The organism is Blochmannia endosymbiont of Camponotus sp., assembly GCF_023586085.1.
Classification (GTDB): Bacteria; Pseudomonadota; Gammaproteobacteria; order Enterobacterales; family Enterobacteriaceae; genus Blochmanniella.
On sequence record NZ_CP097757.1, the window covers coordinates 623,396 to 639,645 of the forward strand.

General features: G+C 28.8%; 15 protein-coding genes and 1 tRNA gene. 6 read left to right on the plus strand and 10 right to left on the minus strand.

Annotated features, from left to right (window positions below):
• Positions 1–198: 198 nt before the first annotated feature.
• Together M9400_RS02640 and M9400_RS02645 are read right to left on the minus strand one after the other, a co-directional pair.
• On the minus strand, positions 199–435 hold the full coding sequence (locus M9400_RS02640) for an LPP leucine zipper domain-containing protein (RefSeq protein ID WP_250232305.1): 237 nt from the start codon (positions 433–435) through the stop codon (positions 199–201).
• Positions 436–745: 310 nt separating this feature from the next.
• Positions 746–820: transfer RNA gene (locus M9400_RS02645), tRNA-Val, on the minus strand.
• 317 nt (positions 821–1,137) lie between these two features.
• Between M9400_RS02645 and M9400_RS02650 the strand changes: the two genes are divergently transcribed.
• Both M9400_RS02650 and grxD read left to right on the plus strand, forming a co-directional pair.
• A complete protein-coding gene (locus M9400_RS02650; RefSeq protein WP_250232306.1) occupies positions 1,138–1,779 on the plus strand; it encodes a riboflavin synthase subunit alpha in 642 nt (213 codons plus the stop codon).
• A 123-nt stretch (positions 1,780–1,902) separates the two neighbouring features.
• Positions 1,903–2,232, plus strand: a complete 330-nt coding sequence (gene grxD, locus M9400_RS02655; protein WP_250232307.1) for a Grx4 family monothiol glutaredoxin — start codon at positions 1,903–1,905, stop codon at positions 2,230–2,232.
• A gap of 110 nt (positions 2,233–2,342) precedes the next feature.
• Here grxD and rnt read toward each other — a convergent pair whose 3' ends face one another.
• Positions 2,343–2,996, minus strand: a complete 654-nt coding sequence (gene rnt / locus M9400_RS02660; protein ID WP_250232308.1) for a ribonuclease T — start codon at positions 2,994–2,996, stop codon at positions 2,343–2,345.
• A 694-nt stretch (positions 2,997–3,690) separates the two neighbouring features.
• Here rnt and slyA point away from each other — a divergent pair.
• The 3 genes from slyA (at position 3,691) to tyrS (ending at position 6,454) form a co-directional block, all read left to right on the plus strand.
• Positions 3,691–4,125 carry a transcriptional regulator SlyA gene (gene slyA / locus M9400_RS02665; RefSeq protein ID WP_250232309.1) on the plus strand — a complete coding sequence of 145 codons (435 nt, stop codon included), beginning with the start codon at positions 3,691–3,693 and terminating at the stop codon, positions 4,123–4,125.
• Between the two features lie 273 nt (positions 4,126–4,398).
• Positions 4,399–5,049 (plus strand): pyridoxamine 5'-phosphate oxidase, encoded by a 651-nt coding sequence (gene pdxH, locus M9400_RS02670; protein WP_250232310.1) that lies wholly within the window; start codon positions 4,399–4,401, stop codon positions 5,047–5,049.
• A gap of 121 nt (positions 5,050–5,170) precedes the next feature.
• Positions 5,171–6,454, plus strand: a complete 1,284-nt coding sequence (gene tyrS / locus M9400_RS02675) for a tyrosine--tRNA ligase (protein WP_250232311.1) — start codon at positions 5,171–5,173, stop codon at positions 6,452–6,454.
• 117 nt (positions 6,455–6,571) lie between these two features.
• On the opposite strand, the gene nth is transcribed toward tyrS, so the two are convergent.
• Together nth and fumC are read right to left on the minus strand one after the other, a co-directional pair.
• A complete protein-coding gene (gene nth / locus M9400_RS02680) occupies positions 6,572–7,201 on the minus strand; it encodes an endonuclease III (protein ID WP_250232312.1) in 630 nt (209 codons plus the stop codon).
• Positions 7,202–7,297: 96 nt separating this feature from the next.
• Positions 7,298–8,701 (minus strand): class II fumarate hydratase, encoded by a 1,404-nt coding sequence (fumC, locus tag M9400_RS02685; RefSeq protein ID WP_250232710.1) that lies wholly within the window; start codon positions 8,699–8,701, stop codon positions 7,298–7,300.
• Between the two features lie 240 nt (positions 8,702–8,941).
• On the opposite strand from fumC, the gene M9400_RS02690 reads away from it, so the two are divergent.
• Entirely contained in the window at positions 8,942–10,918 is a 1,977-nt protein-coding gene (locus M9400_RS02690) for an inverse autotransporter beta domain-containing protein (RefSeq protein WP_250232313.1), read from the plus strand.
• A 146-nt stretch (positions 10,919–11,064) separates the two neighbouring features.
• On the opposite strand, the gene M9400_RS02695 is transcribed toward M9400_RS02690, so the two are convergent.
• The 5 genes from M9400_RS02695 to msbA form a co-directional block, all read right to left on the minus strand.
• Positions 11,065–11,646, minus strand: coding sequence for a UbiX family flavin prenyltransferase (locus M9400_RS02695; RefSeq protein ID WP_250232314.1), 582 nt, complete (start codon positions 11,644–11,646; stop codon positions 11,065–11,067).
• A 330-nt stretch (positions 11,647–11,976) separates the two neighbouring features.
• Positions 11,977–12,750: a 3-deoxy-manno-octulosonate cytidylyltransferase gene (gene kdsB / locus M9400_RS02700; RefSeq protein ID WP_250232315.1), complete on the minus strand. Its 774-nt coding sequence runs from the start codon at positions 12,748–12,750 to the stop codon at positions 11,977–11,979.
• A gap of 2 nt (positions 12,751–12,752) precedes the next feature.
• Positions 12,753–12,932 (minus strand): Trm112 family protein, encoded by a 180-nt coding sequence (locus M9400_RS02705; RefSeq protein WP_250232316.1) that lies wholly within the window; start codon positions 12,930–12,932, stop codon positions 12,753–12,755.
• A gap of 216 nt (positions 12,933–13,148) precedes the next feature.
• Complete coding sequence (gene lpxK, locus M9400_RS02710; protein ID WP_250232317.1) at positions 13,149–14,159, minus strand: tetraacyldisaccharide 4'-kinase; 1,011 nt, start codon at positions 14,157–14,159, stop codon at positions 13,149–13,151.
• Positions 14,159–15,910 carry a lipid A ABC transporter ATP-binding protein/permease MsbA gene (msbA, locus tag M9400_RS02715; protein ID WP_250232318.1) on the minus strand — a complete coding sequence of 584 codons (1,752 nt, stop codon included), beginning with the start codon at positions 15,908–15,910 and terminating at the stop codon, positions 14,159–14,161. The genes lpxK and msbA overlap by 1 nt, the downstream gene beginning before the upstream one ends.
• Positions 15,911–16,250 lie beyond the last annotated feature (340 nt).

Below are 16,250 nucleotides of genomic sequence, written 5' to 3' on the forward strand. Positions count from 1 at the left end.
ATTGTTCTTTTTAAAAATTGTCAATAACACTATAGAACACAACACCATTAATTTACTATCAGCATTTGATAGGAAATTAATGGTGTTGTGTTCTAACTTTCTTTATCTTATCGTGATAATAACAATCCGTAAGTCATATTTAATTTTATGTATGATTCATAATTATAAAAATATATACTTTCTACATTCCTGCTTAAATTACTTATGATAAGAAGTGATTTGGTTATCAATACGTTGATTAGCTCGTGCTGCCTCTATTTTATTTTTTTCTACCTCAGGACGTAAACTATCAATATCACTACTGATCTGATCAATTTTTTCACTTAAATCATGAACTTCAGAAGACAATTCTTTTATTTTAGTTGTACTTGCGCAACTAGCTAATACAAAAGAACTTAAAATAATTGCAGAACATATTAATCTATCACGATTCATCTTTAATATTCCTCTTTATTAAATATACTTAAATTATATATAACTTATATCGCAGATATCTTATATTAAGATATTATTTATTTTCATTTTTAATCAAAAAATATCCATGTTATAAATATAATTATATAATAATAATAATAACTTTTTATACTTTTTCTATAAAACAGAAAACGTGTTGTATTTTATATAAATAAAAATCACAGTTTTATTTTATATTCAGTACTACCAATACATTGGGTTAAATAATTTTATCATTTATGTAAAAATCAACTTATAATCATTTTATTGTAGTATATTTTATTACAACTAATGCGTTCTAATGGACTTGAACCATCGACCTCTACCATGTCAAGGTAGTGCTCTAACCAATCTGAGCTAAGAACGCACGCAACAACAATAAAACTATATACTACACTTACTCCTCGGTGTCACTCTGCATTCCACTGATTTCAATTATTTAACTATTCTATAAAACCTAACCAATATACTTTAAAAATAAAACTAAATAACCCCTCTTCACAAAGATTAATCACACACGATATTATCACATATCAAATGTTTTGAAAATATCCTATATCATGAAAACACATTTTTATTACAGTTATTTAAATGTTTTCAAGATATGTTTAACAAAAAAAAGGCGTATGTTATACTAGGTATTAAATACAACTTGACATTATACATGATAGTATTTGAAAAAATATGTTTTCAGGTATTATACAAGCTATCGTTCCTGTTCATGCAATTAATGTAACAACTAATTTTAAAACATATATAGTTACATTACCCACACATTTGCTTTCAAATTTAAAAATTGGCTGTTCTATATCAAATAATGGATGTTGTTTAACAGTTATTGCGATTAAACACAATTTAATCAGTTTTAACCTAATACATGAGACATTAAAACTAACTAATATGGGCATGCTAAACGTAGGGGACCTAATTAATATAGAAAGACCACTCAGTTATCATTCTGAAGTTGGCGGACATTTAATGACCGGGCATATTGATTGTACTGGAAAAATCAAAAAAATAATAACTTCAAGAAATAATAAAATAATATGGTTTAGAATAAAAAATAAGTATTTTCAAAAATATATCCTACCACAAGGATCAATTGGCGTGGAAGGAGTAAGTCTTACGGTAAGTAAAATATGTAATAATTATATACGTGTGTGTTTAACTCCATATACCGCAATAAAAACAACACTTGGAAATAAATTAATAGGCAATATAATAAATATTGAAATTGACATTATTACAAAATCTGTTATAAACAGTGTTGAAAGAATATTATCAACTGCTAATCTGAGACGCGGTACTTTTGTTAAAAATAAATAAAAATATACAGCTAAATTTAAAAATTAATTATAAGCACTGAATTGCTGTTAAAGATAGAAAAAATAAATAAAATTACATAATAAATTTACTAAATATAATTTGAACTTTTCACTAACAATAAAAATGAATAATGCAATAGAAAAAATTAAAAATCAAATAGAAAAAAATACCATTGTATTATATATGAAAGGTACTCCAGACGATCCTAAATGCGGCTTTTCTTCAAAAGCTGCACAGGTGTTATCTACTTATATCCAATCCTTTCTTTACGTTGATGTATTAGTCCATTTAGATATTAGATGTGCTTTACCAACGTTTTCCAATTGGCCTACTTTCCCTCAATTATGGATAGAAGGAAAATTAATAGGAGGCGCAGATATCATAATTAACATGCATCGAAAAGGAGAACTAAAAACTCTAATTGATCAGGTCAAATTGAGAAATAACTTATAATTATATTAATTTACTTACTAACAAAATAATACTGAATTATATAGCGTTATACACATAATACTAAGGTCTTTACTTCTTACTATAAAAAAAATTTAAAAACAATAATATAATTAAAAATCAGAGCTATAAGGAGTTAATGGCCATCCACCAAGTCTTTTCCACTTATTTACCAATTCGCAAAATAACATCGCAGTCCGCTCAGTGTCATATAACGCAGAATGTGCTTTTTTTTTATCAAAAAAAACTCCTGCATGAGCACATGCCTTAGCTAATACTGTTTGTCCAAATACCAAACCACTTAAAGTAGCAGTGTCGAATGTAACAAAAGGATGAAATGGATTATTTTTCATAAAGCTTACGCGTTCTACTGCCGCCATCAAAAAACTATGATCAAAAGACGCATTGTGCGCCACAATAATAGCACGACTACATTCTTGAGTTTCAATACCCTGACGTACCATTTCAAAAATTTCACGTAATGCTTCTTGTTCTGTCACTGCAGATCTTAAGGGATTATTTAGGTCAATTCTATTAAATGCCAGTGATTCTGGTTGAATAACAGCTCCAGGAAACGATTTAATATGAAAATTAATAGAATCATCAACACACAACCAACCATATTCGTCCATCTTAAGAGTAACAACAGCAATTTCTAATAAAGCATCAGTATTTGCATTCAGACCTGCTGTTTCCACATCAATTACAACTGGATAAAACCCGCGAAACCGCGCTCGAAGAGTATTTTGATCATCTTTATAAATCATATTTATTATTAGATTATATCTATATGAAATAAACAATTAATATTATCACAGATTTTAATATATCTTCACCATTTATTATATAAAATTACGATGGTTTTATTACTAATATGTAACAAACAATCAGTTTATTACAACAACAGAATTTACTTATTTCAAAAACAATTTAATAAATATAAATGTCCCTTCAAATTTAAAATATTAATTTAATTTAATGCAACACTACTATTAAAATTTATTACTTATTTATTAAACAAAATATTTTTACTCAGTCAAGTAATTATAATTACTTATACCAAAAATATTAAAATATAAAATAGACTATAATAAATTTATTAATATTATAAATATGTAGATACTGTATATATTACTATACGAAATTATAAACAAAACTAATCTATTCATAAAAGCACACCACTCTTGTTAACTTTGGTTGCTTCATATATTTATCACTTAAAAATACACAATATTAATATAATAAAATTTTTAAAAAATTATTTACTCTTATAAATATATGCTATACTTTAATGAATTAAACTCTATATAATAACATATTATAATTGCTTACCTATAATCATAATCATGTATAATATGACATCTTATTATTATAAATAATACATTTATATAAATAATAATTAACTTACTTATAACCAATAGTATATCTAAATAAAATAAACTTAATCAAAAGGAAAAAAAATTGGAATCACCATTAGGATCAGATTTAGCACGTCTTGTAAGAATATGGCGCGCTTTAATTGATCATCGTTTAAAACCTTTAAAACTTACACAAACACATTGGATTACATTACACAATATTTGTCAACTACCTCCGGAACAATCCCAAATACAATTAGCAAAAGCCATAGGAATTGAACAACCGTCTTTAGTAAGAACACTGGATCAACTTGAAGAAAAAGCATTAATTATCAGACACACTTGTGTTAATGATCGACGAGCTAAACGAATTAAATTAACTGACAAGGCTCAACCTGTTATTATCGAAGTAAATCGGGTTATTTCTACTACTAGAAACGAAATTTTTAGTGGAATTAATCATGAAGAAATAATTTTTCTAAATAAAATTATTTCTAAATTAGAAAAAAATATCATAAACTTACACAATAAAAATTAAGAATATTTATAAAATTTAAAATATATACTTATTAATAAGATCAATAAACTTTATAACAACATACTTCCTTAATCCTTATCTCATTATAAATGAATAACAATTACTATTTATAACTGATATAATAATAATGTCTTTACAAGAAAATAGTCTATGTTATAAGTACTGAAATCTATCAATTATTATTCTTATCTTTTTTAATGTTATTATATATTTTAAACAATAACACAAAATATGTTATTGTATTTTACAACAATTAATGCTAAATCACATTTTATGTCAATAGATAATACTAATATCTCTCACATCAGACGAGAATATACATCCGGACAACTACGTCATTCAGACTTAACTGACCAGCCTATCCAATTATTTTCAATATGGCTAAATCAAGCTTATTTTGCCCAAGTACCTGATCCGACTGCAATGTGCTTAGCTACAGTAGATCACACTGGTCAACCTTATCAACGTATAGTGCTATTAAAAGAATTTACCAATAAAGAAATGACATTTTTTACTAATCTTAATAGCCGTAAAGCTACACATTTAGCTAATAACCCAAAAATTAGTTTATGCTTCCCTTGGAACATAATAGATAGACAAGTAATAGTAACCGGAACCGTTTGTAAACTTTCAGAAAAAGAAGTTTTAAAACAATTTTATACACGCCCAAAAAATAACCAAATTAGTACATGGGTATCCAATCAATCTAAAATTATCTCCTCTAAAAATGTTCTTAACAATAAATTTTTAGAATTAAAAAAAAAATATTTAGATAAAAAAATACCATTTCCTGAATTTTGGGGTGGATACAAAATCAATATAAATAGTATGGAGTTCTGGCAAGGCGGAATAAATAGATTACATGATCGATTTATATATCAAAGATGTAGTCATACATGGTATGTTTACCGTTTATCTCCTTAATTATAACTACTGTAATTCCAATAAATTTGATAATATACTAAAATAAAACCAGATTAATACAGTAATATTCAATGTATAAATACATATAAAATCCCTATTTAATTTACTAAAATATATCTATATGAATAATGAAAATTTAAATATAATACAATATTTATATAAACGTAATTTAATAGCACAAATAACAGACAAAAAATCATTGATTGAAATATTAAAATCAAAACCAATAACTTTATATTGTGGATTTGATCCAACATCTGACAGTCTGCATATAGGACACTTAATTCCACTATTATGTTTAAGACAATTTCAGATATCTGGACATCGCCCTTTAATTCTGATAGGAGGAGGTACTGGATTAATAGGAGATCCAAGTTTTAAAAAATCAAAACGAAATATCAATTTAATTGATACAGTACAAAAATGGTCAGAAAAAATAAAGCGCCAAATTTCTCTATTTGTAGACTGTTCTTGTGGACTACATTCACAAGCTTTTATAGTTAATAATTATAACTGGTTATCTTCTATTTCATTCTTAACCTTTTTAAGAGATATTGGAAAATTTTTTTCTGTAAATAAAATGATTAACAAAGACTCTATAAAAAAAAGATTACAAAAAAACAATTATGGAATCTCTTATTCTGAATTTTCCTATAATTTATTACAAAGTTACGATTTTGCTCATTTGTACAAAAACTACGACGCAATACTACAAATTGGAGGTTCTGATCAATGGGGGAATATTGTATCAGGAATCGACTTAATACGTCGCATGTATAAAAGTACTACCTACGGACTTACTGTTCCTTTGCTTACTAAATCTGATAATATTAAATTTGGAAAAACAGAAAAAAATACAATATGGCTAGACGGAAAAAAAACTAGTCCTTATAAATTTTATCAATATTGGATTAACTCTTCCGATAAAGAAGTATATCATTTTCTTACGCTCCTTACCAATATAGACATAGATACAATTAACATATTAAAACAAGAAGATAGTATTAGTCATTCAAAACCACAAGCTCAAGCTATATTAGCAGAAAAACTTACCCAATTAGTTCATGGAAAAGAAGGATTGAAAACTGCTCAAAATATTACTAACAATCTTTTCACAGGACAAACACATAAACTAACTTTAGATGATTTCGAACAACTATTACAAGACGGCGTACCAGCTGTGCTACTTAAACTAGGGATTACATTACAACAAGCACTGGTAGAATCTAACTTAGTATCTTCTCGAGCGCAAGCACGAGAATTAATCATGTCCAGCAGCATTACCATAAACTCAAAAAAACAATTAAAAACAGAATATGTTTTTCATGCTACTGATAGATTATATGATCGGTTTACTTTATTAAGGCGCGGAAAAAAACACTATTGTTTAATCAAGTGGGAATAAACAACTTACAATAGTACATTAATGCGTAATCAAATTTATATTTTTGTTAAAAATATTAAAAGTTTATAACCTCATCCCATCGATGATTTTTATGGATGTATATCTTCTACATGTAGATCATATTTTTTCTTTAAACTCACACAAATCTTTAATTATACAAATACAGCAATTTGGACGTTTAGCTCGACAAATCCTCCTGCCATGTAACATTAACCACTGATGACATTTATTTTTAAATTCTTTTGGAACTACCGATAACAATTTCTTTTCTACAGACAAAACATTATTTCCTGAAGCAAAACAACTACGATTGCAAAATCTAAACACATGTGTGTCCACTGCAATTGTAGGCCGACCAAAAACTAAATTTAAAACAACATTAGCAGTTTTACGCCCAACTCCAGGCAAAGATTCTAATCCAACGCGACTTGATGGTAACGTGCTATTATAATTTTTTACTAACAAATGACAAGTTTCAATAATATTTTTAGCTTTAGTGTTAAACAACCCAATAGATTTAATGTAATTTTTTACTCCATCTAAACCAAGTCGTAGCATACCCTTTGGGGTATTAGCTACTTGAAACAACTTCTTTGTCACTTTATTAACTTGAACATCGCTTGTTTGAGCTGAAAGTAACACCGCGATTAACAATTCAAATTCCGATCGATAAATTAATTCTATAACTGGATCTGTATTATTATCTCGCAATTTACACAAAATTTGATAACGTTTAATACGATTCATTAATGGAACTTCGTTCCTTTATATTATTTTATAAAGCAATACATAAACTTACCGTCAATTAAATCTTATATATCATTATCACCCACAATGACGGTTTTATAAGATTTTAGAAGAACTAGTCATATTTTTAGGACAAACCCATGCATCAAATTGTTTTTCATTTACATAACCTAACTGCAATGCAGATTCTTTTAAACTTAACCCTTCCACATGTGCTTTTTTAGCAATTTCCGCTGCTTTATCATATCCAATATAAGGATTCAATGCAGTAACTAACATAAGCGAACTATCAAGCAATTCTGCAATTCGTTGATGATTCGGTTGAATTCCTATAGCACAATATCTATGAAAGCTATCTATGCCATCTGATAGCAAGCGCACTGATTGCAAAAAATTATATATAATTAATGGCCTATATACATTTAACTCAAGGTGCCCAGATGACCCACCAATATTTATACTAACATCATTCCCCATAACTTGAGCACATAGCATAGTCATAGATTCACATTGAGTTGGATTAACTTTTCCAGGCATAATCGAACTGCCTGGTTCATTTGCAGGAATACTTAACTCACCTATACCACATCTAGGACCAGAAGATAATAAACGCACATCATTAGCAATTTTCATCATAGAAACTGCTAAACCTTTCAAAGAACCATGGCTATGCACTAATGCATCGCATGTTGATAACGATTCAAATTTATTTGGTGCGCTAATAAAATTGTATTTAGTAATAAGTGATAAAACACCAGCAATACGTTTAGCATATTCCGGATGAGCGTTAATACCTGTACCCACTGCCGTACCTCCCAATGCCAACTCACATAGATAAGGAATAGTAACTTCTATATGATCTACACTATTCCTCAACATAGATACCCAAGCAGAAACTTCTTGCCCCAAAGTCAACGGAGTAGCATCTTGAAGATGAGTACGTCCTATTTTGATAATATCATTAAATTTAACAGACTTATCAATCAGAGTTTTTTGTAATATTTTTACTTTGGGTATTAACTGCTCATTTAAATTCACTACTGCTGCAATATGCATTGCACTAGGAAAAACATCGTTTGAACTTTGACTTTTATTGACATGATCATTTGGATGAACAAATTTATTATTTATCTTATGTTCATTACTCAATAATTCATTAGCTCGATTAGCCAAAACCTCATTCATATTCATATTACTTTGAGTTCCAGATCCGGTTTGCCAAACAGATATCGGGAATTCATCTTTATGTATTCCAGACAGTACTTCATCTGCAGCTTGAATAATCGCTTGAGCTCGTTTACAATCTAATAGCCCCAAATCACGATTTACTTGTGCCGCTGCACGTTTAATTTGTGCTAATGCATTTATCAATGAACAAGGCATTTTTTCATTAGAAATATTAAAATATTTTAATGCGCGTTGTGTTTGGGCTCCCCATAACCGATTATTTGATACTAATACTGTGCCTAGTGTATCTTTCTCTATACGTACCGTCATAATAATAGCTTTTAACTATAAACTCATCAATTCATTTATATTAATCTCAAAAATATGTACTAATTTTTACACTATATAAATTATTAATGGTATTATTTTAAAGTTTAGATTTTAAAACCAAATTTTATTAATTTTATAAATTTAGACATATTATCACTTATTTAAAATAATAAAATTAAAATTAACATACAAAATACATTATTTATGTATATAAATACACCAAATTAATATTAAAATTTAAAAATGTTTATTTTTATTATCCTGGGAGTAATATTACAAGCGCTTATATATAATGAAATCGCTTGGTGTGACATACTCAAAAACCGTACTAAATTTAATATCAGCGACAGTATATTTCAAATTGATTCATATCAACAAAAAATGAAATTATATACGTATGATGATCATAAACATAACACTCTGAACATTTATCCCTATACAATTCATAAACCAAATGTTCGCAGTCATTATAACTATAAATCTCCGTTTTCTTCTGTCTATAGATCCAAAATACAATTACAAAATGATTCAATAAACGTATTTCATTCATTTCGAGTGCAACATAATATATATCAAGAAAATCTATCCTTTATGCAATTAGGAGTACATAATCTTTTATCAAAACAGATTTTAAATTTTGGAGGAGGTAAAAGACGGCTATATAACAACAAACATGCCATTGGATGCAATACCTTATATCATTGCCCTATTTCTAATCAAAGCAACCAACCATGCTCAATTAATTTCGGTGTAGAATACTGGCTGCGTAATACATCATTCATGCTAAGTAATTACTATAATTTAGACAATATTTTTACTTCTAAAAAATCATTACAACAATATGATATAAAAAACCCAAACAGTGGTTATCAAATGCATGTTCAAATTAAATTTCCATATTTTTTAGAATTTACTGGAAAAATAAAATTAGAACGACTTTTTTATGATAAAAAATATGAAAAAATTTTTAATACAAAAAATAATGAAAATTGTTTATCATTAGATCTAAATTATAAACCCATTCCAATATTAGGTTTTAATATAAATAACGTTTTTATGAATAAAAAATATTATAATACTATTTGTCAAATATTAATTGACTACCAATTTGGTACTCCTATTTCAGAACAAATACAGTATACGAATAAAAATAATACATCCCTATCGAAATATCTTGATACCATAATACAACCATTTATACCTACTGTAATTCAATACAATAATTGCATGCTTCTTACTAGTCACAGTAATGAAAAATCATGGTCATATGCTCAACAAATAACAGGCTATCCCGGGGAAATTAAAATAATTGAAACTAACGATCATAATGATAAATCTGCGCAATGGAATTTTAATTTATTACAAAATCAAGGAGGTAATATTATTCCAATAACAAATAATACCTATGCGCTTTATTTACCTAATCATCCTATCACTAAAGAAGACAACATTTTTATTTCATATATTACTGATACAACCCAAAATGATCAGAAACAAAAAAAACAAAATATACACATTCTAGTAAAAAATTTTTCACATAAAAAACCATCTAATACACAACAAAATAATATCTCTGCTATTACTGATAATAATGATTCCGGAATCAATGTTACAGAGAATACAATAAAACATTCGTTAATGAACAAAGAAAATCATCATAATTTTAAAGACAATACATCAATTCCCAATCTCATTATAAAAAATGATACTACAACAGAAAAACCTAAAAATCTAAATGAGATACAAAATGATTTTGTATTTCCAGCGCCCCCTCCCCCTCCAATTCCTGTTCTGTTTTCAGAAAAACAACCAACAACTGCAGCGATGGCATCTTCCACGCCAAATACTACATTGTTATCATCTTCGTCTTACTCAATTCCTTTGAACAAGGAAGACCAAACTTATTTCTCAAGAAACGATGAATATCACATAACACATGATAATACTTTTCCAGAATATTCTGATATTGAATTTAATGCAAATAATGATTTATCACAGCGCTTATCAATACACAAAAAATCTAAATTTTCTTCAATAGGTACTACAGAACATATAACTAAACTTGAAAATGTCATATCAGAACGCAAAAAAACTAACTTCCCTAACAGTGATATGGCGAAAATATTTTTTAAATTAAATCTTAACCAATCTTCGTCATCTATTAGCGAAGATGGTGATACAACAGACGACAGTGATGATAGCTTTAATACCAAAAATTAAAATTGATGCTTTATAAATTATTGAACTAATTTTATTTTTTAAAAATTTTAAACCTGAATTATCAGTATCGTATAAATATTATCAACTTCTGTTTATTCATATATCGATAATATTTAATTCAATATAATCGGAAAGTTATCATGATTTTAATGTTTGATCCCTAACCAAATAGAAGAAATATTGGTATCAATTCCAAATAGATTTAGAGCTCTTGTCACAGTGTAGCCAACAATATCATCTATAGTTTTTGGATGTACATAATACGCAGGAACAGGTGGCATAATTACTGCCCCAAATTCTGTTAATTTAACCATTGTACGCAAATGTCCCAAATGCAATGGAGTTTCCCTAATCATTAATACTAATCTACGTTTTTCTTTTAATGTTACATCTGCAACACGACCAATTAGTGATGACGTCATTCCCGAACTAATTTCTGACATAGTCTTGATAGAACATGGGGCAATTAACATACCTAAAGTTGGATACGATCCGCTAGCAACTGACGCTCCCATATCTTGCGGAAAATGAACAACATCTGCTAATTCATATATAGCTTGTTTGTTCATCTGTAGTTCTTGCTGTAATGTAATCAATGCATTTCGAGTAACAATAAGATGAGATTCTACATTTAGATTACATTGTTTTAAAATTGTTAACGCGCGAATTCCATAAATACCTCCAGATGCACCTGATATTCCTACTACTAAACGTAATTTTTGCTGCATGATGGTGTTTTTATACCCCATATTAACATAAATGAACACATTAATGATTCTTAATAATACAGTACTATATAACATCTAATATTTTTACATTACAACTAATAAAAATTACTCATACATTTCATAGAATCTAATACCCACATTAAAAATATGCGTCTTTATATTTACTATTATTAATAGTATTTACTGACCAACTAAGACATTAGTAATAATGTGAAAATAAAAATAATAAATAAAATATCTAAAATCTTACTTATTTCATTTAAAAATAATTTAAAATATATCTTATTATATGATTATTAAATATAATATTGTTGCTAATTATAAGAAAGTTTATTTCATCTCATTTCCAAATAACATGTTAACACGTCTCAATGATTCTGGGGTATCTACACTAATATTAAACACGTTATCAGTTACGGATACATATATTGTTTCTCCATGCCATAGTACTCTAAGCTGCTCTAACTGCTCCAGCTGCTCCAATGGGCTTTTAGTCCATTTAATATAATGATACAAAAAATTAACTTGATATGAATAAATACCGATATGACGCAATAAAACTCTAGATGGCCTACTATCTGGATGATTATCAAAGTATCCTCGATTCCATGGAATCATAGAACGAGAAAAATAAAGAGCATTGTTGTTCATATTTATGACAACTTTAACAACATTATCATCACATGCCTCTTCTAAAGAATTCAACGATGTTGCTAAAGTAGCCATACCAGTAGTCAGTCTAACCGAATCTAAAGTATTAGCAACTTGACGAATCATAATAGGGGAAATTAAAGGCTCATCACCTTGAAGATGCACGATAATTTGATTGTCTGGAAATTTATAATTAACAGCTACTTCTGCAAGACGTTCAGTTCCTGACTGATGATCAGAACGCGTCAAATATACTTCTCCTTCAGATTGTTCTGATTCGACTGCTTGCGCTATACGAACACTATCAGTAGCGACAATTACTTTATCAGCACCAGAATCTAAAGCTTTTTCCATAACACGAACAATCATAGGTTTTCCGTGAATATCTGCCAATGCTTTTCCTGGAAAACGTGTCGAAAAAAATCGGACAGGTATAATGACTACAAAATTCATTTTTAATCCTTTTGTGACATAATATTACGAGCATCTTTTTTTAAAAGAACTGGAATGCCTTTTCGCATCGGAAAAGCTAGGTTATCAACGTTACAAATCAACTCTTTTTGTTCTAAATCAAAATATAATTTTGAATAGCATATAGGGCACACAATTATGCTTAATAAGCAATATCTCTTCATAATATTATATTGATGCTACCAAATATTAATTTTTCACGCGTTTTATATACCTTTATTGCATACATTTATTTTAAAAATAAAAAATAACTCATTACCATTACAATAATTTATATCACCATATACACAAACACATTTATATCCTCAATATGTAATATATTTGTTTAATTCCAACATATAGAGTGACTATGTCATTGACAAATATCACCACAGGCCACTCTATATGTTGGAATTAAAATCTTTATAGTACCTAATCTTATCCTCTACCGTACATAATAAATTGTCTGTATCTATTTTATTTATTTTAACCTCCATACGTACATACCACCAGTTATTATGAGCAAAATCTAAGCATTTAACTGCATCTTTTTCAGTCATTAATAATATTTCATCTTTTTTAGTCAAAGACGTTAACATTTTTTCATAATATATCTGATGATCAGAAAATGAAATTGTTCTAACAGGAGTAATGCCATAATTTTGTAAAGTACCAAAAAACTGTGTAGGATATCCGATTCCTGCTATAGCCACAACATTGTTCAAAAAATTAAGAGGTCTACTTTCTCCTGTTAACATATTTATTACAATACTAGGATATAATTGCATTAGTATCTCTCCAGAACGCATATCTTCTTTGGATCCGTTTGCAATAATTGCTTGTACTGTATGCAGTCTGTTCATTCGCTCACGCATAGGACCCGCTGGTAACCAACAACCATTTCCAAATCGAAATAAACTATTAACTACTACCCATTCTATATCTCTGAAGAGCGCATAATGTTGCAGTCCATCATCACTTATTATGATATCTAATTCTTGTATTTGTAATAACGCAGAAACTGCATCAGCACGTTTCGGAGAAACCGCTACTAAAACCCCAGTACGCTTCCAAATCAGCATAGGCTCATCACCACATTCATTACTGTGAGTATTCATATTAATAACAACTGGGTAATGCTTCGATTTACCTTTATAGCCCCGTGAAACAACTCCAACCTGCCAACCACGCTGTTGCAACTGTTCCACTAACCATAATACCATTGGTGTTTTCCCATTTCCTCCAATTGTTACATTTCCTATAATTACTATTGGCACCGAAAATCTATATACTTTACGCCATCCATACTGATAACTAATACGATTAAGCGTACTTACTAACCCATATAACCAAGAAAATGGTAACAAAAATAAATAACACAATGATGACCTAAACCAAATACAAGCAAACATTAAGAAAATTGTAATCTATATAATTGAGCATAAATCCCTTGGTGACGTATTAAAACTTTATGTACACCACGTTCTATAATATAACCATTTTCAATCACCAATATTTCATCTGCGTTTTCAATAGTAGATAAGCGATGTGCTATAACCAATGATGTTCTATTTTTTTTTAACGTATCGAGTGATTTATGAATAACATACTCTGATGCTGAATCTAAAGCAGAAGTAGCTTCATCAAAAATTAAAATCGGACAATCTCTTAATAAAGCACGTGCAATAGCAATACGTTGACGTTGTCCGCTGGATAACAAAATACCATTTTCGCCTACGATAGTGTCCAATCCATTTTTCATTTTAGAAATAAAATCCATAGCACATGCCATACGAGCTGCAGTTTCAATGGATTCTCTAGAATAAACATTCTTACGTGCATATGCTATATTATTAGCGATAGTATCATTAAATAAATGAACATGTTGAGATACTATAGCTACTTGATTACGTAAAGAAGAGAGTTTATAATCATTTAAGTTAAAACCATCGAGCAATATACGTCCTTTGTCTATATCATAAAAACGAGTTAACAAATTTACGATAGTAGATTTTCCAGAACCAGACCGCCCCACCAAAGCAACAGTTTTCCCTGCTTCAATAGTAAAATTAATGTTATAAAGCGATGGAGTGCTTTTATCAGGATAAAAAAAAGTAACATTGTCAAAAACAATATGTCCCTTTACTCGTTTAATATTAAGTGTTCCTTGATCTTTTTCTGTTTCTAAATCCAGGATAGAAAATAAAGTTTGACAAGCGGCCATTCCACGTTGGAATTGAGCGCTAACATTAGTCAAAGACTTCAATGGCTTCATCAAAACTATCATAGATGAAAAAATAACAGTAATAGTTCCAGCAGTAAGCATTTCCATAACACTTGGAATGCTAGCTGCATACAGTACACACGCTAATGCTAATGATGCAACAAATTGGATCAATGGATCAAAAATAGATGAAGTTTGTACCATCTTCATACTTTGCTGTCTCATGCAATTACTTACATGATTAAATCTATCTTTTTCCGTGTGTTGTCCTCCAAATACTAATACTTCTTTATGTCCTTTAAGCATTTGTTCAGCGCTGCTAGTTAACTGACCCATAGCGCTCTGCATTTTTTTACTGATTGCTCTAAATCTATAAGAAACGATTTTAATAGTGACAGACACTATTGGAGCAATTAATACCAACACTAATGATAATTGCCAACTATAATAAAACATCATGATGCATAAACCAATAATAGATGCCCCTTCTCGAATAACAGTGATTAAAGCTCCAGAAGAAGAAGAAGCCACTTGATCAGAATCATAAGTAATTCTAGATACCAACGTACCGGTAGATTGTTTGACAAAAAACGAAACCGGCATATTCATGATATGCTTAAACAATGCACGTCTCATCTGCATTACTACTTTTCCAGATACCCAGGATATGCAATAAGTAGACGCAAACCCACTAAACCCACGAATACCCATTAATCCAACTAAAGCTAGTGGCATCCATACAAATACATCTCTATTAGCTCTTCCAAATCCATCATCAAGTAAAGGTTTTAATAAGGCTAACATTAAAGCATCACTTGTTGCGTTTAAAATTAAAGTAATAGTCGCAACAACTAACCCTACCCTAAAAGGAAAAATTATTGGCCAGAGACGACGAAAAGTTTGCCAAGTAGAAGAATAATTTTTATTGTACTGCGACATTTATGTCCCTGAAACCAGAGTTCATTATATACTAAAACATACAAGTAAATCTTACTTAAGATAAACACAGATAGATATAACACAGTTTAAAATTTATCAAATATCTCCAATATAAACTCTTATAAAATACACCATATTAAAATATAAACACTACCATATCTATACATATTTATTACTTCCTATTGAATATTCTTATTATAATCATATATAAAATGTATACGTAAAATATTTCATATATATAACTACAATTTTCACTTGTTTTTTATATTTATTATTTACTGATATCTTCCTTTATGTAAGTAAACTAATAAATTAACATATATACGAAAAAATACTCACA

Bases quoted from the DNA above. Each gene is read 5' to 3' on its own strand.
- M9400_RS02640 (WP_250232305.1), bottom strand. From the start codon at position 435: ATGAATCGTGATAGATTAATATGTTCTGCAATTATTTTAAGTTCTTTT.
- M9400_RS02650 (WP_250232306.1), top strand. From the start codon at position 1,138: ATGTTTTCAGGTATTATACAAGCTATCGTTCCTGTTCATGCAATTAAT.
- grxD (WP_250232307.1), top strand. From the start codon at position 1,903: ATGAATAATGCAATAGAAAAAATTAAAAATCAAATAGAAAAAAATACC.
- rnt (WP_250232308.1), bottom strand. From the start codon at position 2,996: ATGATTTATAAAGATGATCAAAATACTCTTCGAGCGCGGTTTCGCGGG.
- pdxH (WP_250232310.1), top strand. From the start codon at position 4,399: ATGTCAATAGATAATACTAATATCTCTCACATCAGACGAGAATATACA.
- tyrS (WP_250232311.1), top strand. From the start codon at position 5,171: ATGAATAATGAAAATTTAAATATAATACAATATTTATATAAACGTAAT.
- nth (WP_250232312.1), bottom strand. From the start codon at position 7,201: ATGAATCGTATTAAACGTTATCAAATTTTGTGTAAATTGCGAGATAAT.
- M9400_RS02690 (WP_250232313.1), top strand. From the start codon at position 8,942: ATGTTTATTTTTATTATCCTGGGAGTAATATTACAAGCGCTTATATAT.
- M9400_RS02695 (WP_250232314.1), bottom strand. From the start codon at position 11,646: ATGCAGCAAAAATTACGTTTAGTAGTAGGAATATCAGGTGCATCTGGA.
- kdsB (WP_250232315.1), bottom strand. From the start codon at position 12,750: ATGAATTTTGTAGTCATTATACCTGTCCGATTTTTTTCGACACGTTTT.
- M9400_RS02705 (WP_250232316.1), bottom strand. From the start codon at position 12,932: ATGAAGAGATATTGCTTATTAAGCATAATTGTGTGCCCTATATGCTAT.
- lpxK (WP_250232317.1), bottom strand. From the start codon at position 14,159: ATGTTTGCTTGTATTTGGTTTAGGTCATCATTGTGTTATTTATTTTTG.
- msbA (WP_250232318.1), bottom strand. From the start codon at position 15,910: ATGTCGCAGTACAATAAAAATTATTCTTCTACTTGGCAAACTTTTCGT.